We start from the raw sequence: 24,606 nt of genomic DNA on the forward strand, positions 1-24,606 counted from the left end.
GGCCGGCACGGCGTCACAGCTGGGTCGGCTGGCGCTGGGTCAGGCCGTACCTCCGCGCGATCGCGTTCCACAGCGACGCCGCCTTCACCTTCTGCGCGCTGGCGGTGCCGCTCGCCCGGTTGCCGGCCTGGGTCTCGCCCGTGACGCGGGCGTGGCCCTTGTGGCAGACCTTGCGGTTCCTGGCCTGGTCGGCCCAGGCCGCGTAGTGGCTGTCGGCGGCGGCGGAGGCCTGCCAGGCCCTGGTCAGCGCCGTGGTGAGGTCCGCGTGGCCCGGGAGCTTGTCGACGGACAGCTTGCCGAGCCGGGTCACCAGGTCGCCGCGCTGCCTGGCCGCGTCGCGCAGGCTGGAGCCGGCCGTGTCGAGGTCGGTGCAGTTCTTGACGTCGGCCACCGACTTGATCACCGTCGCGCGGCTGCTGCCGCTGTCGGCGAGCAGCTTGTCCAGTTCGACGGCCTGCTGCCGGGCCGGGTCGACGGCGGGCGCGGAGCTCTGGCCGGGGGCCGCCGAGGTGGCCGCGACCGTCTTGCCGTCGGTGCCCTTGTCCGTGCCGCCGCCGCTGAGCAGCGCGCCCGCGCCCACCCCGATGACGACGATGCCGACGCCGATCGCGGCGATCAGCGGCACCCGCGAGCGGGTCCGGGGCGGGTCGTCGTCGTGCGCGGGGGCGTACGACGGCTGCTGTGCGCCGTAGGAGGGCTGCTGCGCTCCGTACGGCGGGCGGGCCGGGCCGCCGGGGTAGGCGTCCGGCTGCACGCGCGGCATCTGCTGGGTGGCCCCGGCCGGGCCGTCACCGTCCGCGGGGCCGCCGCGGAAGAGGTGGTCGAAGCCGTCCGGCGACGGCCGGTCCGCGCCCTGCGCCTGGTGCTGCGCCTGCGCGGCGTACGGCGGGATGAACTGGGTGGCCTCGGCGTCGGACGGCGTAGGCGGCTGCTGGGGGGCGCGGCCGAGGTAACGGGTCTCCTCGCCGTGCGACTCGGACGGCAGCGCACCGGGCGTCACGGGCGGGAGGTACTGGGTCGCGCCCTCGCCGGCGGGAGCGGCCGGGACCGGCGGCAGGTACTGCGTGGCGCCCTCGTCGGCAGATGCCTGCACCGGCGGTATGTACTGCGTCGCGCCCTCGTCCGCCGGAGGCAGCGGGGCGGCCTGCTGCCCGTACGACGGCTGCGGCTGGTGCTGCTGCTGGTACTGCTGGTACGGATCGGGCGCCGTGCCGTATCCGGGCTGCTGCCCGGTGCCGTAGCCGCCGCCCTCGCCGTAGGCCGGCTGCCCGTACGACGCCGGGGCTCCCTCGGGCGGCAGCGGGCCGGGGTTCACGGCCGGCGGCGGCTGGTGCGGGAGGTCCGGGGAGTGCCACTGCTGGGCCGCCGCCGGGGGCAGGCCCTGGTCCGGCCGGGGCGGCTGCTGCTCGGGCCCCCAGGATCCGCCCCAGGCCTGTCCGCCCGCCGGGGCGGCCGTGGCGGGCGCGGGCGCGCCGGTCATGCCCGGCAACAGGGGCTCGCCTCCGTCGGAGGGCAGCACGATGCCTTCGCGCGCGGGCCGCGCCGAGGGCTCCTCGCCCTGTCCGCTCTGCGTCACCGGGACTCCTACTAATGGGGGACCTTGTGAATCGGGCTCACGCTACCGGGTCCCCCGAGCCGGGTGCCATGCAGCTCAGGGCGCGATCTTCTTTCCTGTGACGGCGATTACAGAACCGCCCCCGCGGATTACTGCTATAGACCGCTTTGCGCGACCTTCACGCCGGGCGGACCCGCGGGGACGGTGCCGTTCAGGCCGCCTGCTGGAGGTCGAGGCGCGCCCCGAACTCCCGTACCACCGCCTCCTCCCGGAACGGCTCGAGGCGCTGCTGGAGGTCGTCCAGGTACTCGGCGCCCCGGTTGGAGCGCAGCGTCTCGAGCAGCTCCACCGCCTTCAGGCCGGTGCCGCAGGCCTGTTCGATCTCCCGCTGCTGCACCTGGGCCGTGGCGAGCAGGCACAGGCCGATGGCGCGCCGGCGGGCCCGGGACTCCGGGTGCCCGGCCAGCGACTGCTCGGCGTACCGGGCCGCCTGTTCGGGCTCGCCGAGGTCGCGGTGGCAGTGCGCCAACTCGTCGGCGAGATAGGCCTCGTCGAAGTGCCGGATCCACACCGGGTCGTCGCCCGAGGCGCCGTCCGCCCGCTCCATCGCCGTCACCGCGCGCCCGATGGAGGCCTGCGCCGCGCGCGCGTCGCCGAGCAGGGCGTGCCCGCGCGCCTCGGCCGCGTGGAACATCGCCTCCGCGCGCGGGGTCACCTGCCCGCGCGCCCCCTCCTGCGCCGCCCGGGCCAACTGGGCGATCTCGCGCGGGTTTCCGAGCTGCGCGGCGAGGTGGCTCATGGACGCGGCGAGCACATAGCCGCCGTAGCCGCGGTCCCCGGCGGCCTGCGCCAGCCGCAGCGACTGGATGTAGTACCGCTGGGCGAGGCCCGGTTGGCCGGTGTCCACGGCCATGTAGCCCGCCAGCTCCGTCAACCGGGCGACGGCGGCGAACAGTTCGCGTCCGACCGTCTCCCGGTAGGAGCCGGCGAGCAGCCCGGAGACCACGCTGTTCAGGTAGTGCACCACCACCGGGCGCACATGACCGCTGCCGAACTGGTGGTCCAGGTCGGTCAACGCCTGCGTCATGGACCGTACGGCCGCCACGTCGGCCTGGCCCACGCGCGGGCCCGCCTGGCGGGCCACCTGGGCGTCCGGCGCCGAGATCAGCCAGTCGCGGCTGGGCTCGACCAGCGCGGAGGCGGCGACGGAGGAACCGGACAGGAAGTCCCGGCGCCCCACGTCGCTGCGCCACAGCTCGCAGACCTGCTCGATGGCCCCCAGTACCGTCGGCGAGAACTGGAGACCCACCCCCGAGGCGAGGTTCTTGCCGTTGGCCATGCCGATCTCGTCGATCGTGACCGTACGGCCGAGCTTGCGCCCGAGCGCCTCCGCGATGATCGCCGGCGCCCGGCCCCGCGGCTGCTGCCCGCGCAGCCAGCGGGCCACGGACGTCTTGTCGTAGCGCAGGTCGAGACCGTGCTCGGCGCCGCACATGTTGACCCGCCGGGCCAGCCCGGCGTTCGAGCACCCCGCTTCCTGGATGAGAGCCTGCAGCCGTTCGTTCGGCTGCCTCGCCACGAGAGGCCTTGCGGCCATGTGCTACCCCCTGCGTTGCGATCCCCTGGGCCGTGACCGTTTTCGGGAAGATCACTGCCCAGTTGACATACCGTCAATGCGTGACATGTGCGGTTTGCCGGGGTAACTACGGTTGCCAACCCCACCCCTGGCTACCCCGCCCACGCCCCGGTTCCTCCCGCGCGCCCCCACCCGTGCACCCATGCGCCCCGACTGCCGGACCGATGCTCCACCCCCGCGCGCGCCATGGCCGTAACTCCAGGTGAGCGCGGGAGTTGAGAGGAGCGTGGAAGAGACGATCGCGGGCGCCCCGAACACTCAGATGGCCGGTCAGATTCCGCAGCAGCGCGGGGAATCACTGCTGGAGACGGCCGTACGCTACGCCGAGGAGCGGCACTGGGACGTGGTCCCGGGCACCTGGCTGGAAGCGGTCGCCGGCATCCAGCGCTGCTCGTGCGGCGACGCCTCCTGCCCTGCGCCGGGTGCGCACCCCGCGCGCCCCGACTGGCCGGCCCAGGCGACCGGCAGCGCGACGGTGACGCGCCGGATGTGGCAGAAGCAGCCGACGGCCTCGATCCTGCTGCCGACGGGGCGGACCTTCGACGCGCTGTCCGTCCCGGAGAGCGCGGGGTTCCTCGCGCTCGCCCGCATGGAGCGGATGGAGCTGACGCTGGGCCCGGTGACGCTCTCCCCGGACCGGCGGATGCACTTCTTCGTGCTGCCCGGGGGCGCGGTGAAGGTGCCGGAGCTGGTGCGGGGGCTCGGCTGGTCGCCCGCGTCCCTGGACCTGGTCGCGCTGGGCGAGGGGGCGTACGTGGCCGCTCCCCCGACGCGGTTCGGGTCCCGCGGGGCCGTGCAGTGGGCGCGCCGGCCCACCCCGGCGAACCGCTGGCTGCCGGGCGCCGAGGAGCTGATCTCGCCGCTCGCCTACGCCTGCGGGCGGGACCGGTGAGCACGCTCCCGCGCCCCTGAGGCCGGCCCCACCGCCGTAACCTTCATGCATGACCGAAGTTGCGGTGCGCGTACGGGGGCTCTGGAAGCGGTTCGGGCAGCAGGTCGCCGTCGGGGGGATCGATCTGGAGCTGCCCGCCGGGAAGTTCATCGGGCTGGTCGGGCCGAACGGGGCCGGCAAGACCACCACGCTCTCCATGGTGACCGGGCTGCTGCGGCCCGACGACGGCACGGTGGAGGTCGTCGGGCACGACGTGTGGCGCGACCCCGTGGCCGTGAAGGCACGCATCGGCGTCCTGCCCGAAGGACTGCGGCTGTTCGAGCGGCTGTCGGGGCGCGAGCTGCTCGGGTACTCCGGGCGGCTGCGCGGGCTGCCGGGACCCGAGGTCGACAAGCGGGCCACCCAGCTGCTGGACGTCCTCGACCTGGCCGGCGCCCAGCACAAGCTGGTCGTCGACTACTCGACCGGCATGCGCAAGAAGATCGGGCTCGCCGCCGCGCTGCTGCACAACCCCGAGGTGCTCTTCCTGGACGAGCCGTTCGAGGGCGTCGACCCGGTGTCCGCGCAGACCATCCGGGGCGTCCTGGAGCGGTACACCGCCTCCGGCGCCACCGTCGTCTTCTCCTCCCACGTGATGGAGCTGGTCGAGTCGCTGTGCGACTGGGTCGCCGTCATGGCGGCCGGCCGCATCCGGGCCACGGGCCCGCTGGACGAGGTGCGCGGGGAGCACCCGACGCTGCAGACCGCCTTCCTGGAACTGGTCGGGGCGAGCGGCCGGAACACCGGATCCGACCTGGACTGGCTGGGCGGCGGGGCCGCCCGATGACACACCTGACCTCCACCGTCGTACGGCTCAAACTGTCGCTTCTGCGGGGCGGGCTGCGGCAGTCCGGCGGCCGGCGGGCCGCGTTCGTCGCCTCCGCGGTCGTCGCCGTGCTGTTCGCGTTGTCCCAGCTGCTCGGGCTGCTCCTGCTGCGCGGGCACGCGCACGCCGACGTGATCGCCGTCCCCGGCACGGCCGTGCTGGCGCTGGGCTGGGCGGTGCTGCCGCTGTTCTTCCCGTCCGGCGACGAGACCCTGGACCCCACCCGGCTGGTGATGCTCCCGCTGCGGCCCCGCCCGCTGGTCCGGGCCCTGCTCGCGGCCTCCCTGGTGGGCACCGGCCCGCTGTTCACGCTGCTGGTGCTGACCGGCTGCGCGCTGTCCGTCGCGCACGGCGGCCCCGCCTACGCCGTCACCGTGGTCGCCGTCGTCCTCGCGCTGCTGGGCTGCGTGGCGCTGGCGCGGGCCGTCGCCACGGCCAACGTACGGCTGCTGACCAGCCGGAAGGGCCGCGACCTCGCCGTGCTGAGCGGCCTGGTGATCGCCATCGGCGCGCAGCTCGTCAACTTCGGGGCACGCGAGCTGGGTTCGGCCGGGCTCGGGCGGCTGCAACCGGTCGCCGACGTGCTCTCCTGGGTGCCGCCGGCGTCGGCGGTGGCGGCAGTCCACTCGACGAGCGAGGGGTCGTACGGCATCGCGGCCGCCCGACTCGCCGTCGCCGCGGCCGGACTGGCCGTGCTGATCGCGGTGTGGGCGCGCAGCCTGACCCGGCTGATGACCGCGCCCGACGCCTCCACGCTGCAGCCCGCCGACACCGGCGACCGCGGCCGCTCCGCCACCGGACTCGGCCGGCTGCTGCCGCACGGCCGCACGGGCCCGGTCATGGAGCGCAGCCTGCGCTACATCTGGCGGGACCCCAAGACCAAGGCCGCGTGGGTGACCTCGCTGGCGATCGGGCTGATCGTGCCCGTGTTCAACGCGGTCCAGGGCACCGGGTCCGTCTACTTCGCGTGCTTCGCCGCCGGAATGCTCGGCATCCAGATGTACAACCAGTTCGGGCAGGACACCTCCGCCTTCTGGATGGTGGCCACGACCATCTCCTCACCCCGGGACGCCTACGCCGAACTGCGCGGCCGCGCGCTGGCCCTGCTGCTCATCACCCTGCCGTACGCGGCCCTCGTCACCACGGTGACCACCGCCCTGCTCGGCTCCTGGTCGCGGCTGCCGGAGGTGCTGGGCCTGTCCTTCGCCCTGCTCGGCGCAATGCTCGCCACGGGCGCCTGGACCTCGGCCCGCTTCCCCTACTCCATCCCCCAGGAGGGCCACAAGAACGTCGCCCCCGGTCAGGCCGGCCTCGCCTGGATCGCCATCTTCGGCGGCATGGTCTCGGCGGCCCTGCTGTGCTCCCCGGTCATCGCCGCGACGATCTGGCTCCACCTCAGCGAGGGCGGCGCCGGCTTCGGGTGGCTGCTGCTGCCGGTGGGGACGGCGTACGGCGCCGGGCTGACCCTGCTGGGGCTGCGCCTGGCGGCACCGAGAACGGCGGCACGGCTGCCGGAGATCCTCACGGCGGTCAGCAAGGGGTAGGAGCCCGCTCAGTCCCCGAGCACCCGGTCGATGAACGGCGCCACCGCGGCCCGCCAGGCCGACGGCATGTCGTAGTGCGCGAGATGACCGGCGTCGGCGACCTCGGCATACTCCCCCGCCGGCAGCACCCGCACCATCTCCTGCGCCTCCGCCCGACCCAGCTGGCCGTCCACGCCGCGCACCACGAGCGCCGGGCAGCGCACCTGGGCCAGCTCCTCCCAGTGCGCGTCGTACACCCACGTCTCCCGGGACCTGAGCATCTGCTCCGGCTCGAAGACCGGACGCCAGCCGTCGGCGCCCTCGTGCATCACCTCGGCGTAGAACTCCCCGCGCGCCGGATTCGGCCGCTCCACCCAGGGATCGTCCTCGCCGAACCACTTGCGCACGTCCGCCAGCGTGGCGAAGGGGACGGGCCAGGCCCGGAACCAGTCGGCCCACTCCCGCTGCGAGGCGGCGCCCAGCGCGGAGGCCCGCATGTCGCAGATGATCAGGCCCCGGACCAGATCGGGACGTTTGGCGGCGAGCTGCCAGGCGGTCAGTGCGCCCATGGCATGGCCGATGAGGAGCGCGGGGGCGAGACCGAGCTGTTCGAGGGCGGCCTCGGCGTCGTCGACGTAGGCCTCGCGGGTGTAGGCGGCCTGTGGGGGCTTCTCGCTCTGGCCGTGCCCCCGCTGGTCGAGGGCGACGGCGCGGTGGCGCGCGGCGAGCCAGCGGGCGGTGGCGGCCCAGTGGGAGGCGCGGCCCATCAGGCCGTGCAGTAACAGCACGCCCGGCGCCGCGCGCGTCCCGCCGTCCCCCGCCTCCGGTCCCGGCTTCGGAGGGTCCGCGAACTCCCAGGCGGCCAGGCGCACGCCGCCCGCTCCCGCCACGTCGATACGCCGTGCCATGGGCCCTGGTACCCCCCAGCTCCGCCTGCCTCGTACCGGTGTACTGCCGTCCTCCACGAACCTATCGAATACTCATTCGAAAAATCCGTCTCCGCGGACAACACCCCTCATTCGAGTGACACCCCTCAAGGAATGATCGCCGCCACCGAGGGGATCTCTACTGGCGGGAGGGCGGACCGCTCGGGGAAACCGGTCCGAGGGGAATGACCCTGAGAGCTCGGGGCTCCGGGTCAGCACAGGGGAGGACAGGCCCCGGCGCCGCACGGCGCCGGGGCTCACCTCCGCTCAGCGCTTGGCGACGAACACATGCGAGGCGACGTCCGCCTCCAGCTCGGCCGCCTCACCACCGCTGCCCACCAGCACCCCGCCCGCCGACGCGGTCACGCTCACCACGGAACCGGGCTGCACCCCCGCACGCCGCAGCGTGTACATCAGCTGCGCGTCCGTCTGGATCGGCTCACCGATCCGCCGGACCACGACCGTCTTGCCGTCCGCCCCCGGATCCAGATCCGCCAGCGAGACCATGCCCTCGTCCAGGAACGGGTCCGCGCCGTCCTTCTCGCCCAGCTCCTCCAGACCCGGAATGGGATTGCCGTACGGCGACTCGGTCGGGTGCCGCAGCAGCTCCAGCACCCGCCGCTCCACCGCCTCGCTCATCACGTGCTCCCAGCGGCACGCCTCCGCGTGCACCTGCTCCCACTCCAGGCCGATCACGTCGACGAGCAGACACTCGGCCAGCCGGTGCTTGCGCATCACGCGCGTGGCGAGCCGGCGGCCCTCGTCGGTCAGCTCCAGATGCCGGTCACTGGCCACGGACACCAGCCCGTCGCGCTCCATGCGCGCCACCGTCTGGCTCACCGTCGGCCCACTCTGGTCCAGCCGCTCCGCGATGCGGGCGCGCATGGGGACGACGCCTTCCTCTTCGAGCTCGAGGATGGTGCGGAGATACATCTCCGTGGTGTCGATCAGTCCGGACATACGTGCCCCTCGATTACCTCTGCCGGCAGCCCGGCGCGTGCGCTGGCCCTGACACCAATTCTGCCGGATCCCACTGACAAGCGGGGGCCACCGGGAAAACGGGGGGACCGGCGTGCCCGGCCGCCGCCCACCGCGCACGAGTCGGCCTGCCGTCGAGCGGGAACAGATTCCGGCAAGTTGCGGGAACAGCATGTGTGCTGTGTCACGTTCCAGTTGAATGAAGGCCAGTGAGCGAACCGCGCGCCGTACCGGCGCCGACGCAGCCTCCAGGGGGTCCAGGTGAGTGCTTCCCGGCGGAGTGGGACCACCGACGAGCTGGGGCCGGACGACCCCGGCGAGTCCGGGGGATCCGATCTGCTCGCCGCACTGCTCGACGGCATGGACGCGGCCCTGTGCGCCTTCGACGCCGACGGCGTCGTCACCCACTGGAACAGGGAGGCCGAGCGGATCCTCGGCTGGACGGCCGCCGAAGCGGTCGGCCGGCACGGGTTCGCCGGCTGGGCGGTGCGCAGCGCCGACGCCGAGGAGGTGCAGGCCCGGCTGATGTCGGCGATGCACGCCCCCGGACGGCAGGTGCACGAGTTCGCCCTCGTCACCAAGGACGGCGGCCGCGTGCTGGTGCGCACCCAGTCCGCCGCCGTACGCGGACCCGACGGCAAGCCCGCCGGCGTCTACTGCGCCTTCAGCGAGGTGCACGCCCAGATCGACCTGGAACGCTCCATCGCACTGAGCGAGGCCCTCTTCGAGGACGCGGCCTGGGGCGTCGTCCTCATCGACGCCGACCTGCGGCCCGCCGTCGTCAACGCGCACGCCGCCCGCGCCCTCGGCATCGGACGCACCTCCGCGCTCGGCCGGCCGCTCGGCGAACTGCTCGCCCAGGGCGTCGAGGAACTGGAGGCCGCGCTCACCCACGTGCTGGCCGAGGGCGCGCCGCCGGCGCCCGCCGAGATGTGGGTGACCGTACGGACCCGGGAGGGCGAGAAGCGGCGCTGCTGGCGCAACGGCTTCGTCCGGCTCTCCTCGCCGCTCGCGGAGGAACCGGTGCCGCTCGGCGTCGGCTGGCTCTTCCAGGACGTCACCGACGCCAGGCAGAGCGAACAGGAAGCGTCCCTGCTCCGCTTCCGCACCAACCAGCTGCACCGGGCCGCGCGCGCCGCCGCCGAGTGCGAGGACCCCGCCGAGGCGGCCGTCGTCCACCTCGACTTCGCCCTCGCCGGCTTCGCCGACCACGCGCTGATCGACCGCGTGACCCGGCCCGCGCCCAAGGACGGCGAGGAGGGCGCCGCACGGCTGGTACGGCTGGCGGCGACACCCGCCGGAGCGCCGGGACCGAGCCTCCTCACCGGCGCGGCCGGACTGCCCGTGCGCTACGAACCCGGGCACCCGGCGCTCCAGTGCGTCGAGCGGGCCGGAACCGTCCGCGCCGACGCCGGACCGGTCGAGGCGGAAGCGGCCCGGCAGTGGGCGCTGGCCCGGCAGTGGCCCGACGACGCGGTGCACGCCCTGTGCGCGGCGCTGCGCAGCCGCGGGCGGACGCTGGGTGTGGTGACCTTCCTGCGCGGAGCCGGCCGCACCCGCTTCGAGCGCACCGACACCGGCTACGCGGAGGACGTGGCGGCCCGCATCGCCGCGGCGCTGGACCTCGCGGACGCCCTCCGGGAGACGTGACGGGGGCTACGGCGGCTCAGCGCCGGTAAAAAATCCGGTCGCCGTACTCCCGCATCACCCGGCCGTTCCACTCGTGCCCGCCGTCGACGTTGCCCGAGCGCAGCAGCGGCGGCTCGATGCCCCGGTCGGCGAGGGCGGCGGCGGCCGTCGCCATCACGGCCTGCATCAGGGCGGTGGTGACCACCGTGGAGGCCGGGGCGAAGGGCGCCGGGATCGTGTCGAGCGTCAGCTCCGCGTCCCCGACGGCGATCTTCGAGTCCAGCACGATGTCGCAGTGGTCCTTCAGGAAGGTGCCCGAGGAGTGCCGGGACGTGGTCTGCGACGCGTACGCCACCGAGGTGACGCCGATGACCTTCACACCGAGGGCGCGGGCGTTCAGCGCCATCTCCACGGGCAGCGCGTTGCGGCCCGACAGCGAGATGATCACCAGGGCGTCCCCGGCCCGCACCGGCGAGGTGTCCAGAACGGCGCTCGCCAGCCCGTCGACGCGCTCCAGGGCGGAGCCGAGGGTGGCCGGGGTGACGTCGACCCCGACGACACCGGGAACGGCGAGCAGGTTCATCAGCGCCAGCCCGCCGGCCCGGTAGACGACGTCCTGCGCGGCCAGCGAGGAGTGCCCCGCCCCGAACGCGAACAGCCGTCCCCCCGCGGCGACGGTGTCGGCGAGCAGGTTCCCCGCCGTCCCGATCCCCTCGGCCTCCTCCTCCCGCACCCGCCGCAGCAGCCCGATCGCGGCGTCGAAGAACAGCTCGGCAGGCGTGCCGTCGCTCATACGGTGCCCCTTCGCAACGTCCGTGTCGCGGATCACGGTGCGGTCTGGACCAGTGCGGTGTCAATACGGCGCCTGCCGCCGGTGCCGATCCCGGATTCCGGGCGCGCGGTCCCCCGCGAAAAAACACTTGAGCGGGTCCCGTCGGCTTCCTAAGGTGTGCGGTACACGAGAAGGGAGGTGGTTCGGCAGATGTATGAGAACCGGACGCGTGAGGTGGCTGCGGGCTAGCGGTCCGCCACCACACCATGTGCGGTGCCGGACCAGCGCGCGAAAGAGGCGTGCAGCCGGCCCAATCCCAAGCAGTCACCCGACCCGCGGGCTGCCGGTACGTCCGGCCGGCTCCTCCTTGAGGAACCCAGCCCGCGGGTCGTCTGCGTTTTCGAAGGCCCCTCAGGGGGCGAGGCGGTCGATCTGCCAGGTGCCGTCGGGGCGGGCGGTGTAGCGCAGGCGGTCGTGGAGGCGGTTCACCCGGCCCTGCCAGAACTCGATCGTCTCCGGGACGACGCGGAAGCCGCCCCAGTGCGGGGGGACCGGGACCTGTTCGTCCTCGGGGTAGCGGGCCTGGAGGTCGGCGTACGCGGTGTCCAGTTCGGTGCGGGAGGCGATCACCGAGGACTGGGCGCTGGCCCAGGCGCCCAGCTGGGAGCCGTGCGGGCGGGTGCGGAAGTAGGCGGTGGTCTCGTCGCGGCCGGTGCGCTGCGCGGTGCCGGTGACGATGACCTGGCGGGCGAGCGGGTGCCAGGGGAAGAGCAGGGCGAGGTGCGGGTTCTCGGCGAGGTCGCGGGCCTTGCGGGAGCCGTAGTTGGTGTAGAAGACGAAGCCCTCGGTGTCGAAGTGCTTCATCAGGACCGTGCGCGAGCTGGGGCGGCCGGCCGCGTCCGCCGTGGAGACGATCATCGCGTTGGGCTCGTAGACGGTGCCGTGCAGCGCGGCCCGTGCGGCGTCCTCGAACCAGCGGGCGAACTGGTCCATGGGGTGGGTGGCGAGGTCCTGTTCGGCGAGGCCCTCCGCGCGGTACTGCTTGCGCATGGCGGCGGGGTCGAGGGCGGGGTCCAGGAGGGGTTCGCGGTCGGTCACGCGGTCATCCTGCCGTATCGAACGCAACTGGCACTCAGTGTCGTGCGGGCTCCCCAAGTCTGGCACGGGGGGTTATCGTGCTGGTCCCTTGCGGTTTGGGTGACCACCGGTCGAACGGGGCATCACCGGGGTGACCTCCGCCGAACCATCTCAAGGAGCCGCCTGATGTCCGATTTCGTACCCGGACTCGAGGGAGTCGTCGCGTTCGAGACGGAGATCGCCGAGCCGGACAAGGAGGGCGGCGCCCTGCGCTACCGGGGCGTCGACATCGAGGACCTGGTCGGTCACGTCTCGTTCGGGAACGTGTGGGGGCTGCTGGTCGACGGTGCCTTCAATCCGGGCCTGCCGCCCGCGGAGCCGTTCCCGATCCCGGTCCACTCCGGTGACATCCGGGTGGACGTGCAGTCGGCGCTGGCCATGCTGGCCCCGGTGTGGGGGCTGAAGCCGCTGCTGGACATCGACGAGCGCCAGGCGCGGGAGGATCTGGCGCGGGCCGCCGTCATGGCGCTGTCGTACGTCGCCCAGTCCGCGCGCGGGCAGGCGCGGCCGATGGTGCCGCAGCGGGAGATCGACAAGGCGGCGTCGGTGGTGGAGCGGTTCATGATCCGGTGGCGGGGTGAGCCGGATCCGAAGCATGTCGCCGCCGTGGACGCGTACTGGACGTCCGCCGCGGAGCACGGGATGAACGCCTCGACGTTCACCGCGCGGGTCATCGCCTCCACCGGCGCGGATGTCGCGGCCGCGCTGTCGGGGGCCGTGGGCGCCATGTCGGGGCCGCTGCACGGGGGCGCGCCCTCGCGGGTGCTGGGGATGATCGAGGAGATCGAGCGGACGGGGGACGCGGAGGCGTACGTCAAGGGCGCCCTGGACCGGGGTGAGCGGCTGATGGGGTTCGGGCACCGGGTGTACCGGGCGGAGGATCCGCGGGCGCGGGTGCTGCGGCGTACGGCGCGGGAGCTGGGGGCGCCGCGGTTCGAGGTGGCGGAGGCGCTGGAGAAGGCGGCGCTGGAGGAGTTGCACAACCGCCGGCCGGATCGGGTGCTGGCCACGAACGTGGAGTTCTGGGCCGCCATCGTGCTCGACTTCGCCGAGGTGCCGGCGCACATGTTCACGTCGATGTTCACGTGTGCGCGTACGGCGGGGTGGTCGGCGCACATTCTGGAGCAGAAGCGGACGGGGCGGCTGGTGCGGCCGTCGGCCCGGTATGTGGGGCCTGGGCCGCGCAGGCCGGAGGACATCGAGGGGTACGGGGAGATCGCCCACTGAGGCGGCCCCTCGGGGGCGCGGGCGGCTGCGGGCCGGTGGCGGCCGGCCGTGTGGTCCGCCGCGCCCCCGCACGGGTCATGCCGCGGTCAGCAGGTTCCCGTGGTGCCGCTCCGCCACCAGCGGGTGGGCCCTCAGCTTGCCCTTGAGTTCGTTGTAGCCGTACTCCGCGTACAGGGGGTTCGCGGGGTCGGTCGTGATGCCCGGGGCCGTCGACGCGTGCGGGAAGGGAAGCGGTTCGACCCTGGCGTCCAGGCGGGGGTTGTAGAAGAAGGGCACGGAGAAGCGTTCCGTGGCTCCGGGCGGGCTGACCACACGGTGGTTGGTGGCCAGCAGGTAGCCGTTGGTGGCCACTTCGAGGAGTTCGCCGAGGTTCACGACGAAGGCGCCGTCGATGGGCGGGACGTCGTGGAAGTGGCCGTCCTCGCGCTGCACCTGGAGGCCGCCGACGCTGTCCTGGAGGAGCAGGGTGAGGAAGCCGTAGTCCTTGTGGGCGCCGACGCCCTGGTCGGTGCCGTCGCCCGCGCTGCCGGGGTAGCGGACGAGTTTGAGGTGCGGGTGGGCGTGCTCGCCGAAGATCGGGTCGTAGAAGTCGGCGGGGGCGCCGATGGCGGTGAGGAGTTCGCGCAGGAGGCGGGCGGCGACGGCGCTGAGCCTGTCGATCCAGGCGAGGGCGGCCGTGCGCAGTCCGGGCAGGGCGGCGGGCCACTGGTTGGGGCCCTGGAGCCACCAGTACGCCGGTTCGCCGGGGGCGGGGATCCGGGCGGGGCGTTCGGCGCCGATGTCGAGCTGGTCGCGCCAGTCGCGGGCGCCGGCGGTGCGTTCGTCGCCGGTGCGGGTGTAGCCGCGGAAGTGGGGGGAGTTGGTGTTGTCGAGGGCGAGCCGGTCGGCTTCGGGGAGGGCGAAGAAGGCGCGCATGGCGGTGAGGAGCGCGTCGGTCTCGGCCGGGGTGACGCCGTGTCCGACGAGCTGGAAGAAGCCGACGTCGTGGGCGGCGCCGTGCAGCTGGGCGTGGAGCCGGGCGCGGGCCTGGGGGCCGCGGTCGGCGGCCGAGAGGTCGATGACGGGGAGCTGGTGGTACGACGGGGTCGCCGTCGGGGTGTGCGTGGTCATGGGTGCGTCCGTGGGTGTACGGGGCACGGGTGGCCGCCGAGGGGTGGGACGGCCCCCGGGTGCCGGAAAGGACCGGAAAGGGAAAGGGTGAGGGGGCTGGGTCAGGCGGGCAGGCGCCGACAGCCCATGCTCGTGACGCGCACGTAATCCACGTGGCGGCGGCGGACGAGCATCGGAAGCATGGGGCAAGGGTACGTCCCGGTGCCGGATATCGGTGTGGTGCGTCCCACATGCGGCCGAGGGCTCAGCGCAGGCCCTGTTCGAGGAGGGCGGCCCACTGGGCGACGACGCGTTCGCGGCGGGCGGTGTCGTCGGTGAGGAGGTTGGCGAGGCCGAGGCCGCGGGCCATGTCGAGGAGGCCCTGGACGGTTTCGCGGACGCCGGGGCGGGTCTCGTCGGCGCCGAGGAGTTCGACGGCGATGCGGTGGGTGTCGCGGCCGACGCGGGCTTCGAGTTCGGTGACGCGGGTGCGCAGCTGGTCCTCGTCGGAGGCGGCGACCCACAGGTGCAGGGCGGCGCGGAAGAGGGGGCCGGTGAAGAGGTCGACCAGGGCGCTGACGACGGCGTGGCGGTCGGCGGGGCCCTGCGGGAACAGTTCCCTGAGCGCGGTGGAGCGCTGTTCGGCGACGTACTCGACGGCGGCGGTGAACAGGTCCTCGCGGGTGGGGAAGTGGTGCTGGGCGGCGCCGCGGGAGACACCGGCGCGTTCGGCGACGACGGCGACGGTGGAGCCCGCCCAGCCGTGTTCGGCCAGGCAGGCCACGGCGGCTTCCAGGAGCCGTTGCCGGGTGGCCCGGCTGCGGTCCTGCTTGGGGAGGCGGTCGCGTTCCGCCGTCGTGCTCATGTGGTCACACCACCCATGCCGCGTCCCGTCTTTCCAGGAAGGCCGTCATCCCCTCCCGGGCCTGGTCGGAGGAGAACAGCCGGGCCGTCAGGGCGGTGAGGTCCGCCGCGTCCCGGTCGAATGTCTCCAGCACCCTAGCCGTGAGCAGCCGTTTCGTCTCGGCCAGGGCCTGCGGGGAGGAGCGGCGCAGTCCGTCGAGGACGGGGGCGAGGGCGTCGTCCACGTCGTCGGCGGTGGTGGTGAGCAGGCCGAGGCGTACGGCCTCGGCGGGGCCGAAGCGTTCGCCGGTGAGGTAGTAGCGGGCGAGGGCGCGGGGGTCGGTGCGCGGGATGACCGGCAGGGAGATCACGGCGGGGGCGACGCCGATGCGGACCTCGGTGAAGGCGAAGGTGGCGGTGGTGGAGGCGGCGGCGATGTCGCAGGCGGCCACGAGGCCGAGGCCGCCGGCGCGGACGTGTCCGGTGATCCGGGCGACGACGGGTTTGGGCAGTTCGGTGATCTGCCGGAGGAGGGCGACCAGGGCGGCGGGGTCGGGTGGGTCGCGCAGGTCGGCGCCGGCGCAGAAGGTGGTGCCGGTGTGGGTGAGGACGACGGCGCGTACGCCGGGGTCCTTGCCGCAGTCGGTGAGGGCGTCGCCGAGGCCGGTGACGAGGGCGGCGGAGAGGGCGTTGCGGGTGTCGGCGGCGTCGAGGCTGAGGGTCTCGACGCCGCGCGCGCGGGTGCGGCTGATGAGGGTCACGGGTGCTCCCTGAGGTCCCTCAGCTCCCGGCGGAGGATCTTGCCGGAGGCGGCGCGGGGGACGGTGTCGATGAAGGTGACCTGGCGGATCCGTTTGTAGGGGGCGACGCGTTCGGCGACGTGGAGCATGATCTCGTTCTCGGTGAGCGTGCCGGCGCGGCGGACGACGAAGGCGTGCGGGATCTCGTTGCCGTCGGCGTTGCGGGAGCCGATGACGGCGGCGTCGGCGATGCCGGGGTGGGTGAGCAGCAGGGCCTCGAGTTCGGCGGGGGCCACCTGGAAGCCCTTGTACTTGATCAGTTCCTTGACCCGGTCGACGACGTACAGCCAGCCCTCGTCGTCGACGTGCCCGACGTCGCCGGTGTGCAGCCAGCCGTCGGGGTCGATCAGGGCGGCGGTGGCGTCGGGCCGGCCGAGGTAGCCCTTCATGACCTGGGGGCCGCGGATGAGGATCTCGCCGGACTCGCCGGTGCCGAGGTCCTTGCCGGGGTCGTCGAGGGAGACGATCCGCATCTCGGTGCCGGCGATGAGCCGGCCGACGGTGCCTGCGGGGGCGTCGTGGAGGCGGTCGAGGGGGACGACGTGGGTGCCCGGGGAGAGTTCCGTCATGCCGTAGGCCTGGCCGATCGGGGGCAGGCCGAGCCGCTCGGAGCAGGCGCGGGCGAGGTGGGCGTCGAGGGGGGCGGCGGCGCTGATGACGTACTTCAGGGAGGACAGGTCGTAGTGGGCGACCGCGGGGTGCTTGGCGAGGGCGAGGACGATCGGCGGGGCGACGTACAGGCCGGTGATGCGGTGGTCGGCGATGGCGGCGAGGAAGGTCTCCAGGTCGAAGCGGGGCAGGACGACGACGGTGGCGCCCTTGCGCAGGGGGGCGTTCATGAGGGCGGTGAGGCCGTAGATGTGGAAGAAGGGCAGGACGGCGAGGATGCGGTCGCCGGGTCCTGCGGGGATCGCGGGTTCGAGCTGGGCGAGGTTGGTGGCGATCTGCCGGTGGGTGAGCATCACGCCCTTGGGTGTGCCGGTGGTGCCGGAGGAGTACGGCAGCGCGGCGATGTCCTCGGCCGGGTCGAAGGCGGGCCGGGGCTCGGGAGCGGTGGTGGCGAGCATGTCGATCAGGGAGCGGTGTCCGGGTGCGGTGTCGCACACGAGGATCTCCCTGATGCCGCCTGCGAGTTCGGCGGCGCGGAGGGCGGTCTTGAGCAGGGGGGAGACGGTGACGATCCAGCGGGCGCCGCTGTCGCCGAGCTGTTTGGCGAACTCCTCGGCGGTGGCGAGGGGGTGCGCGGTGGTGACGGTGGCGCCCGCGCGGGTGGCGGCGTAGAAGGCGGTGGGGAAGGCGATGGTGTTGGGGCTGTGCAGGGCGAGGACGTCGCCCTTGCGGACCCCCGCGTCGGCGAGTCCGGCGGCGATGCGCCGGTGGAACCGGTCCAGCTGCTCGTAGGTGAGGGTGGTGCCGTCCGTGCCGTCGATGAGGGCGGGGTGGTCGCCGAAGTCGGCGGCGTGGCCCAGGACGGCTTCGTGGACGGGGAGTTCTACGGGCGGGACGTCTGCGTACTCGCTGCGGAACACGGTTCCTCCGGGCGGCTGGGCTCAGTACGACTTGGGCAGACCGAGGGTCTGGTGGGAGACGTAGTTGAGAATCATCTCCCGGCTCACCGGTGCGATACGAGCCACGCGCGCGGCCGTTATCAGGGAGGCGAGCCCGAACTCTCGGGTGAGCCCGTTGCCGCCGAGGGTGTGCACGGCCTGGTCGACGGCCTTCACGCAGGCTTCTCCGGCCGCGTACTTGGCCATGTTGGCGGCCTCGCCGGCGGCGATGTCGTCGCCGGTGTCGTAGAGGTGGGCCGCCTTCTGCATCATGAGCCGGGCCAGTTCCAGGTCGATGTGGGCCTGCGCCAGCGGGTGGGCGATGGCCTGGTGGGCGCCGATGGGGGTCTTCCAGACGGTGCGGTCGCGGGCGTACTCGATCGCCTTGGCCAGCGCGTAGCGGCCCATCCCGACGGCGAACGCCGCGGTCATGATCCGTTCGGGGTTCAGCCCGGCGAACAGTTGCAGCAGGCCGGCGTCCTCTCCCCCACTGCCGAAAGCGTGGGAGGGGCCCCCACCGACAAGCGCGTCGGCCGGCAGCCGTACGTCGTCGAGGACCAGCTCGAACTGCTTCTCGGCGGCGCTGAGTTCCATGTCGATGGGCCGCTTCTGGAAGCCGGGCGCGTCGGTGGGGACGATGAACAGGCAGGGCTTGAGCCGGCCGGTGCGGGCGTCCTCGGTGCGGCCGACGATGAGGACGGCGTCGGCGATGTCGACGCCGGAGACGAAGACCTTGCGGCCGGTGAGGAGCCAGTCGGCGCCGTCGCGGCGGGCGGTGGTGGTGATGCGGTGGCTGTTGGAGCCGGCGTCGGGTTCGGTGATGCCGAAGGCCATGAGGCGGGTGCCGTCGGCTATGCCGGGCAGCCAGGCGCGTTTCTGTTCCTCCGTGCCGAAGCGGGCGATGACAGTGCCGCAGATGGCCGGGGAGACGATCAGCATGAGGAGGGGGGAGCCGGTGGCGCCCAGTTCCTCCAGGACGATGGCCAGTTCGGTGATGCCGCCGCCCCCGCCGCCGTACTCCTCGGGGAGGTTGACGCCGAGGTAGCCGAGTTTGCCCGCCTCGGACCAGAGTTCGGCCGGCGGCTTGCCTTCGGCGACGGCCCGGACCAGGTAGTCGCGGCCGTAGCGGGTGCCGAGGGCCGCCACGGCGGCGCGGAGGGCTTTGTGCTCTTCGGTTTCGATGACGGGAGACATGGGGCTCCTAGGAAGAGGGTTCCTGCACGACGGCGAGCAGCGTTCCCGGCTCCACCTGCTGACCGGTCTTCGCCTGCAGACTGCTGAGCACACCGGTGACCGGCGCGGAGATCTGGTGCTGCATCTTCATCGCCTCCAGCCAGATCAGGGGCTGGCCCGCCTGGACGGCCGCCCCTTCCTCCAGGCCCTCGGCGACGCGGACGACCGTGCCCGGCATCGGGGCCACCAGGGACCCCGGTGCGAGCTGGGCGGCGGGGTCGGGGAAGCGGGGCAGGGCGGTGAGGCGGGTGGCGCCCACGTGGATCTCGTCGCCGTACGCCGCCACCGTGAACCGGCGCTCCACGCCGTCCACGTCGAGCACGACCAGGCGCGCGTCGGCGTGCACGACCCGCACCCCGTCGGCCGCGAGGCCCTGCCGGGTGTGCCGGTAGCGCACCTCGTGCTCCTGTCCCGCCATCGCGTACCGCTTGACCTGCGGTTGTGAGGGCAGGTTGCGCCAGCCGCCGAAGCGGGAGCGGCTCTGGGCGTCGGCGAGGGCGGCGGCGAGCGGTGCATGCGGGTCGGGGGCGGGTTCGGTCAGTGCGGGGAGGTGGCGGTCGTAGAAGCCGGTGTCCATGCGGGCCGCGGTGAACTCCTCGTGGCGCAGGGAGCGCACCAGCAGGTCGCGGTTGGTGGCGGGGCCGTGGATCTCCGCGCTCTCCAGGGCTCCGGCGAGCCTGCGGACGGCCTCCGCGCGGGTGGGCGCGTGGGCGATGACCTTGGCGAGCAGCGGGTCGTAGTGGACGCCGATGGTGTCGCCGTCGGTGTAGCCGGTGTCCAGGCGGACGCCGGCCGGTACGGCGAGGCGGTGCAGGGTGCCGGTCTGCGGGGCCCAGTCGTGGGCGGGGTCCTCGGCGTACAGGCGGGCCTCGACGGCGTGGCCGCGCGCGCGTGGCGGTTCCTTGGCGAGGGGGTGGCCTTCCGCGACCCGGATCTGCTCGGCGACCAGGTCGAGGCCGAACACCTCCTCGGTGACGGGGTGTTCGACCTGGAGGCGGGTGTTCATCTCCAGGAAGTGGGCGCGGCCGTCGGCGACGAGGAACTCGACGGTGCCGGCGCCGGTGTAGTCGACGGCGCGCGCGGCGCGTACCGCCAGCGTGTGGAGTTCCTCGGTGAGCGCGTCGGTCAGGCCGGGCGCCGGAGCCTCCTCGATCACCTTCTGGTGGCGGCGCTGGAGGGAGCAGTCGCGGGTGCCGAGGGCCCAGACGGTGCCGTGGGTGTCGGCGAGGATCTGCACCTCGACGTGGCGGCCGTGCTCCAGGTAGGGCTCGACGAAGACCTCGCCGTCGCCGAAGGCGCTCGCCGCCTCGGCGCGCGAGCTCTGCAGTGCGGCGCTCAGCTCGTCCAGGCGGCGCACGATCCGCATGCCGCGCCCGCCGCCGCCCGCGGCCGCCTTCACCAGCACCGGCAGGTCGGCCTCGGTGACGTCGGTCAGGGGCGCGAGCCCCATCAGGCGCTTGGCCCGGGTCTTGGACGCCATCGCCTCGATGGCCTCGGGGGACGGGCCGATCCAGGTCAGGCCGGCGTCGAGGACGGCGCGGGCGAAGCCGGCGTTCTCGGAGAGGAAGCCGTAGCCGGGGTGCACGGCGTCCGCGCCGGCGGCGAGGGCGGCCTTCACGATCAGGTCGCCGCGCAGGTACGTCTCCGCCGGGGTCGCGCCCGGCAGCCGTACCGCCGTGTCGGCCACGCGTGTGTGGAGCGCGCGGTCGTCGGCGTCCGAGTGCACGGCGACCGTCCGGATCCCCGCCGCGCGGCAGGTGCGGACGATCCGGCAGGCGATCTCGCCCCGGTTGGCGACCAGCAGTGTCTGGATCATGTTCCTCACATCCGGAAGACGCCGAAGCCGCCGCGTGCGCCCTGGTAGGGGGCGGTGTGGATCGCGGACAGGCACAGGCCGAGGACGGTGCGGGTGTCGCGGGGGTCGATGACGCCGTCGTCGTACAGCCGCCCGGACAGGAACATCGGCAGCGACTCGGACTCGATCTGCTGCTCCACCATGGCGCGCAGCGCGGCGTCCGCGTCCTCGTCGTACGGCTGTCCCTTGGCCGCCGCCGACTGCCGGGCGACGATCGAGAGGACGCCGGCGAGCTGCTGCGGGCCCATGACGGCGGACTTGGCGCCGGGCCAGGCGAACAGGAAGCGGGGGTCGTAGGCGCGTCCGCACATGCCGTAGTGCCCGGCGCCGTAGGAGGCGCCCATGAGGACGGACAGGTGCGGGACGCGGCTGTTGCCGACCGCGTTGATCATCATCGCGCCGTGCTTGATGATGCCGCCCTGCTCGTACTCCTTGCCGACCATGTAGCCGGTGGTGTTGTGCAGGAACAGCAGCGGGATGTCGCGCTGGTTGGCGAGCTGGATGAACTGGGCGGCCTTCTGCGACTCCGCGCTGAACAGCACGCCCTGGGCGTTGGCGAGGATGCCGACCGGGTAGCCGTGCAGGGCGGCCCAGCCGGTGACCAGGCTGGTTCCGTACAGCGGCTTGAACTCGTCGAAGTCGGAGGCGTCGACGAGCCGGGCGATGACCTCGCGCGGGTCGAAGGGGATCCTGAGGTCGCCGGGGACGATGCCGAGCAGTTCCTCCGGGTCGTACTTCGGCGGCTCGGCCGGGCCCGGATCGGGGTACGCCTTGCGGTGGTTGAGGCGGGCCACGACGCGCCGCGCCTGCCGCAGCGCGTCCGGCTCGTCGACGGCGAAGTAGTCGGCGAGGCCCGACACGCGCGCGTGCATCTCGGCGCCGCCCAGGGACTCGTCGTCGCTCTCCTCGCCGGTGGCCATCTTCACCAGCGGCGGGCCGCCGAGGAAGACCTTCGCCCGCTCCTTGACCATGATCACGTGGTCGGACATGCCGGGGATGTAGGCGCCGCCGGCGGTGGAGTTGCCGAAGACGACCGCGACCGTCGGGATCCCGGCGGCGGAGAGCCGGGTCAGGTCACGGAAGATCGCACCCCCGGGGATGAAGATCTCCTTCTGCGACGGCAGGTCGGCGCCGCCCGACTCCACCAGGGAGATGCAGGGCAGCCGGTTGGCGAGCGCGATGTCGTTCGCCCGCAGGGCCTTCTTCAGGCTCCACGGGTTGCTGGCGCCGCCGCGCACGGTCGGGTCGTTGGCGGTGATCAGGCACTCCACGCCCTCGACCACGCCGATGCCGGTGACGAGGGAGGCGCCGACCGTGTAGTCACTTCCCCAGGCCGCCAGCGGCGACAGCTCCAGGAAGGGGGTGTCCGGGTCGAGCAGCAGCTCGATCCGCTCCCGGGCGAGCAGCTTGCCCCGCTTGCGGTGCCGCTCGACGTACTTCTCGCCGCCGCCCGCGAGGGCCTTGGCGTGCTCGGCGTCGAGTGCGGCGAGCTTTTCCAGCATGGCCTCGCGGTTGGCCCGGTAGTCGGGGCCCCCGGTGTCGAGGGAGGTGTGCAGAACCGTCACAGCAGAACCTCCGGGATGTCCAGGTGGCGGGAGCGCAGCCATTCGCCGAGGGCCTTGGCCTGCGGGTCGAAGCGGGCCTGCGCGGCGACGCCCGCGCCGAGGATGCCCTCGACGACGAAGTTGACCGCGCGCAGGTTCGGCAGCAGGTGCCGGGTGACGGGCAGCTCCCGGCTCTCCGGGATCAGCTGCCGGAACCGTTCGGCGGTCAGCTCGTGCGCGAGCCACCGCCACGCCTCGTCGGTGCGGACCCACACGCCGACGTTGGCGTTCCCGCCCTTGTCCCCGCTGCGGGCCCCGGCGACCAGGCCGAGCGGCGCCCGGCGGACCGGCCCCGGCGGCAGGGGCTCCGGGAGGATGGGTTCCGCCACGGCCTCCAGGGGCCGGGTCTCCTGGGGCGGTGCCACCGGGACACGGCGTCCGTCGTGGAGGACCGCCACATGGTCCACGGCGCCATGGGGGACGTACACATCCTCGAAGACCCCATAAGGGGAGCCCTTTCCCGGTGGGGAGAGCACATGGAAGCCGGGGTAGCTGGCCAGCGCCAGTTCCACGGCGGCTCCGCTCAGCGCCCGCCCGACGACCCGTTCGTCGGGGTCCCGTACGACGAGCCGCAGCAGGGCGCTCGCGGTCTCCTCGGTAACGGCGTCGGCCCGGTCGGTGCGGACCAGCTCCCAGCGCACGTCGGCGGGCGGCGACTTGGCGAGCGCGTCGGACAGCTGCTCGCGCACCAGCCCCGCCTTGGCCTCGATGTCGAGTCCGGTGAGGACGAAGACGACCTCGTTGCGGAATCCGCCGAGCCGGTTGAGCCCGACCTTCAGCGTCGGCGGCGGCGCCTCGCCCCGCACACCGTCGATCCGCACCCGGTCCGGCCCGTCCTGGCTCAGCCGTACGGTGTCCAGCCGGGCGGTGACATCGGGCCCGGCATAGCGGCCGCCCCCCGTCTCGTACAGCAGCTGCGCGGTGACCGTGCCGGTGTCGACGAACCCGCCGCTGCCGGGGTGCTTGGTGATGACGCTGCTGCCGTCGGCGTGGATCTCGGCGAGCGGGAACCCGGGCCGGCGCACGTCGCCCTCCCGGAAGAACGCGTAGTTGCCGCCGGTGGCCTGGGTCCCGCACTCCAGCACGTGCCCCGCGACGACGGCCCCCGCGAGCCGGTCGTACTCCCTGGGCCCCCAGCCGAAGTGGGCGGCGGCGGGCCCGGTGACGAGGGCCGCGTCGGTCACGCGCCCGGTGACGACGATGTCCGCGCCGGCCCGCAGGCACTCAGCGATGCCGGACCCGCCGAGGTAGGCGTGGGCGGCGAGGGCGCCGGGGTGACGGGCGGTGAGGTCGTCGCCCTCGACGTGCGCGACCCTGACCGGGATCCCCAGCCGGCCGGCCAACGCCCTTATCTCCGACGCCAGTCCGGCGGGATGGAGCCCGCCCGCGTTGGTGACGATCCGCACCCCGCGTTCGTGGGCGAGGCCCAGGCAGTCCTCCAGCTGGCGCGGGAAGGTGCGGGCGTAACCGGCGCCGGGGTCCTTCAGCCGGTCGCGGGCGAGGATCAGCATGGTGAGTTCGGCGAGGTAGTCGCCGGTGAGGACGTCGACCTCGCCGCCGGTGAGCATCTCGCGCAGGGCGCTCGCGCGGTCGCCGTAGAAGCCGGAGAAGTTGCCTATGCGCAGGGGGTTCACCGCTCGGCCCCCTTCGGCGGGCGGCCGCCGCCGGGCGGGCCCGCGAAGGCCTGCGCGATGTCCAGCCAGCGGTCGGCGTCCGGGCCGACGGCGGTCAGGGCGAGGTCGGCGCGGTGGGCGCGCTGGGTGACGAGGAGGCAGAAGTCGAGGGCGGGCCCGGTGACGCGCTGTCCGGCGTCCTCGGGACCGTAGCCCCACACCTCGCCGGCCGGTGCCGTCAGTTCCACCCGGAACTCCTCGGCGGGCGGGGTGAGGCCGTGCACCGTGTACGCGAAGTCACGGGTCCGCACCCCGAGTCGGGCCACATGCCTGAGCCGGTCGGTGGGCGGGCGGACCACACCCAGGGCCTCGGCGACGTCCAGACCGTGGGCCCAGGTCTCCATCAGGCGGGCGGTGGCCATGGAGGCGGCCGACATGGGCGGGCCGTACCAGGGGAAACGGGCGCCGGGCGGTGCGTCGTGCAGGGCCCGGTCGAGGGCGGCGCGTCCCTCCCGCCAGGCCCGCAGCAACTCGGCGGGCGCACGCCGGGCGCCCTCCTCGGCGCCCTCGTCCACGAAGGTGCCGGGCGCGGCGAGGGCCTTCTCGACCAGCGCGCGGAAGGCGTCCGGGTCGGTGACGGCGACGAGGGCCGAGCGGTCGGTCCAGTGCAGGTGGGCGATCTGGTGGGCGACGGTCCAGCCGGGAGCGGGCGTGACGAGGGCCCACTGCTCCGGCTTCAACTCCGCTACCAGTCGGTCGAGTTCTTCGGTCTCGGCACGCAGGTCGTCGATGACGGGCGTCGGGTCGGCCATGGGGGGAGCATGGCAGGGGGGCGAGAAACAATCAAGCGTGCTTGCATTAATTTGGCGAGGTGCGGGGCGG

20 protein-coding genes are annotated in these 24,606 nt (G+C 73.5%); 5 read left to right on the plus strand and 15 right to left on the minus strand.

Annotation, left to right across the window (positions count from 1 at the left end):
- Positions 1 to 13: 13 nt before the first annotated feature.
- Together ACGFZN_RS12220 and ACGFZN_RS12225 are read right to left on the minus strand one after the other, a co-directional pair.
- A complete protein-coding gene (locus ACGFZN_RS12220; RefSeq protein WP_393858370.1) occupies positions 14 to 1,576 on the minus strand; it encodes a hypothetical protein in 1,563 nt (520 codons plus the stop codon).
- Positions 1,577 to 1,766: 190 nt separating this feature from the next.
- The gene (locus ACGFZN_RS12225; RefSeq protein ID WP_393858371.1) at positions 1,767 to 3,152 is read right to left on the minus strand and encodes a transcriptional regulator; all 1,386 of its coding nucleotides are present in this window, start codon (positions 3,150 to 3,152) and stop codon (positions 1,767 to 1,769) included.
- Between the two features lie 265 nt (positions 3,153 to 3,417).
- Here ACGFZN_RS12225 and ACGFZN_RS12230 point away from each other — a divergent pair, with 265 nt between their 5' ends.
- From ACGFZN_RS12230 to ACGFZN_RS12240, 3 genes are read left to right on the plus strand one after another with little or no spacing between them, the layout of a single operon-like run.
- Positions 3,418 to 4,083 (plus strand): bifunctional DNA primase/polymerase, encoded by a 666-nt coding sequence (locus ACGFZN_RS12230; protein ID WP_393858372.1) that lies wholly within the window; start codon positions 3,418 to 3,420, stop codon positions 4,081 to 4,083.
- A 49-nt stretch (positions 4,084 to 4,132) separates the two neighbouring features.
- A complete protein-coding gene (locus ACGFZN_RS12235) occupies positions 4,133 to 4,909 on the plus strand; it encodes an ABC transporter ATP-binding protein (RefSeq protein WP_393858373.1) in 777 nt (258 codons plus the stop codon).
- Positions 4,906 to 6,492 carry a transporter gene (locus tag ACGFZN_RS12240; protein WP_393858374.1) on the plus strand — a complete coding sequence of 529 codons (1,587 nt, stop codon included), beginning with the start codon at positions 4,906 to 4,908 and terminating at the stop codon, positions 6,490 to 6,492. Before ACGFZN_RS12235 ends, ACGFZN_RS12240 begins: the two co-directional genes overlap by 4 nt.
- A gap of 8 nt (positions 6,493 to 6,500) precedes the next feature.
- Here ACGFZN_RS12240 and ACGFZN_RS12245 read toward each other — a convergent pair whose 3' ends face one another.
- Positions 6,501 to 7,379, minus strand: a complete 879-nt coding sequence (locus ACGFZN_RS12245; protein WP_393858375.1) for an alpha/beta fold hydrolase — start codon at positions 7,377 to 7,379, stop codon at positions 6,501 to 6,503.
- Positions 7,380 to 7,664: 285 nt separating this feature from the next.
- The gene (locus tag ACGFZN_RS12250) at positions 7,665 to 8,357 is read right to left on the minus strand and encodes a metal-dependent transcriptional regulator (RefSeq protein ID WP_330339277.1); all 693 of its coding nucleotides are present in this window, start codon (positions 8,355 to 8,357) and stop codon (positions 7,665 to 7,667) included.
- A 279-nt stretch (positions 8,358 to 8,636) separates the two neighbouring features.
- Here ACGFZN_RS12250 and ACGFZN_RS12255 point away from each other — a divergent pair, with 279 nt between their 5' ends.
- On the plus strand, positions 8,637 to 10,025 hold the full coding sequence (locus ACGFZN_RS12255; protein WP_393858376.1) for a PAS domain-containing protein: 1,389 nt from the start codon (positions 8,637 to 8,639) through the stop codon (positions 10,023 to 10,025).
- Between the two features lie 16 nt (positions 10,026 to 10,041).
- Here ACGFZN_RS12255 and ACGFZN_RS12260 read toward each other — a convergent pair whose 3' ends face one another.
- Positions 10,042 to 10,797 carry an SIS domain-containing protein gene (locus ACGFZN_RS12260; RefSeq protein ID WP_393858377.1) on the minus strand — a complete coding sequence of 252 codons (756 nt, stop codon included), beginning with the start codon at positions 10,795 to 10,797 and terminating at the stop codon, positions 10,042 to 10,044.
- Between the two features lie 390 nt (positions 10,798 to 11,187).
- A complete protein-coding gene (pdxH, locus tag ACGFZN_RS12265) occupies positions 11,188 to 11,874 on the minus strand; it encodes a pyridoxamine 5'-phosphate oxidase (protein ID WP_393858378.1) in 687 nt (228 codons plus the stop codon).
- Positions 11,875 to 12,039: 165 nt separating this feature from the next.
- Between pdxH and ACGFZN_RS12270 the strand changes: the two genes are divergently transcribed.
- The gene (locus ACGFZN_RS12270; protein ID WP_393858379.1) at positions 12,040 to 13,140 is read left to right on the plus strand and encodes a citrate synthase 2; all 1,101 of its coding nucleotides are present in this window, start codon (positions 12,040 to 12,042) and stop codon (positions 13,138 to 13,140) included.
- A gap of 75 nt (positions 13,141 to 13,215) precedes the next feature.
- Here ACGFZN_RS12270 and ACGFZN_RS12275 read toward each other — a convergent pair whose 3' ends face one another.
- The 9 genes from ACGFZN_RS12275 to ACGFZN_RS12315 all read right to left on the minus strand — a co-directional run bounded on the left by ACGFZN_RS12275 (position 13,216) and on the right by ACGFZN_RS12315 (position 24,536).
- On the minus strand, positions 13,216 to 14,250 hold the full coding sequence (locus ACGFZN_RS12275) for an isopenicillin N synthase family dioxygenase (protein WP_393858380.1): 1,035 nt from the start codon (positions 14,248 to 14,250) through the stop codon (positions 13,216 to 13,218).
- Between the two features lie 244 nt (positions 14,251 to 14,494).
- Positions 14,495 to 15,094 carry a TetR/AcrR family transcriptional regulator gene (locus tag ACGFZN_RS12280; protein WP_393858381.1) on the minus strand — a complete coding sequence of 200 codons (600 nt, stop codon included), beginning with the start codon at positions 15,092 to 15,094 and terminating at the stop codon, positions 14,495 to 14,497.
- A 4-nt stretch (positions 15,095 to 15,098) separates the two neighbouring features.
- Positions 15,099 to 15,833 (minus strand): enoyl-CoA hydratase family protein, encoded by a 735-nt coding sequence (locus ACGFZN_RS12285; RefSeq protein WP_393858382.1) that lies wholly within the window; start codon positions 15,831 to 15,833, stop codon positions 15,099 to 15,101.
- A complete protein-coding gene (locus ACGFZN_RS12290) occupies positions 15,830 to 17,401 on the minus strand; it encodes a 4-coumarate--CoA ligase family protein (protein WP_393858383.1) in 1,572 nt (523 codons plus the stop codon). Before ACGFZN_RS12290 ends, ACGFZN_RS12285 begins: the two co-directional genes overlap by 4 nt.
- Positions 17,402 to 17,422: 21 nt before the next feature.
- Positions 17,423 to 18,613: an acyl-CoA dehydrogenase family protein gene (locus ACGFZN_RS12295; RefSeq protein WP_393858384.1), complete on the minus strand. Its 1,191-nt coding sequence runs from the start codon at positions 18,611 to 18,613 to the stop codon at positions 17,423 to 17,425.
- Positions 18,614 to 18,620: 7 nt separating this feature from the next.
- Positions 18,621 to 20,468, minus strand: coding sequence for an acetyl/propionyl/methylcrotonyl-CoA carboxylase subunit alpha (locus ACGFZN_RS12300; RefSeq protein WP_393858385.1), 1,848 nt, complete (start codon positions 20,466 to 20,468; stop codon positions 18,621 to 18,623).
- 5 nt (positions 20,469 to 20,473) lie between these two features.
- Positions 20,474 to 22,072, minus strand: a complete 1,599-nt coding sequence (locus ACGFZN_RS12305) for an acyl-CoA carboxylase subunit beta (RefSeq protein WP_393858386.1) — start codon at positions 22,070 to 22,072, stop codon at positions 20,474 to 20,476.
- On the minus strand, positions 22,069 to 23,745 hold the full coding sequence (locus tag ACGFZN_RS12310; RefSeq protein ID WP_393858387.1) for an acyclic terpene utilization AtuA family protein: 1,677 nt from the start codon (positions 23,743 to 23,745) through the stop codon (positions 22,069 to 22,071). The genes ACGFZN_RS12305 and ACGFZN_RS12310 overlap by 4 nt, the downstream gene beginning before the upstream one ends.
- Positions 23,742 to 24,536, minus strand: coding sequence for a TIGR03084 family metal-binding protein (locus ACGFZN_RS12315; protein ID WP_393858388.1), 795 nt, complete (start codon positions 24,534 to 24,536; stop codon positions 23,742 to 23,744). The genes ACGFZN_RS12310 and ACGFZN_RS12315 overlap by 4 nt, the downstream gene beginning before the upstream one ends.
- Positions 24,537 to 24,606 lie beyond the last annotated feature (70 nt).

This window comes from Streptomyces sp. NPDC048192 (assembly GCF_043202415.1).
GTDB lineage: Bacteria > Actinomycetota > Actinomycetes > Streptomycetales > Streptomycetaceae > Streptomyces.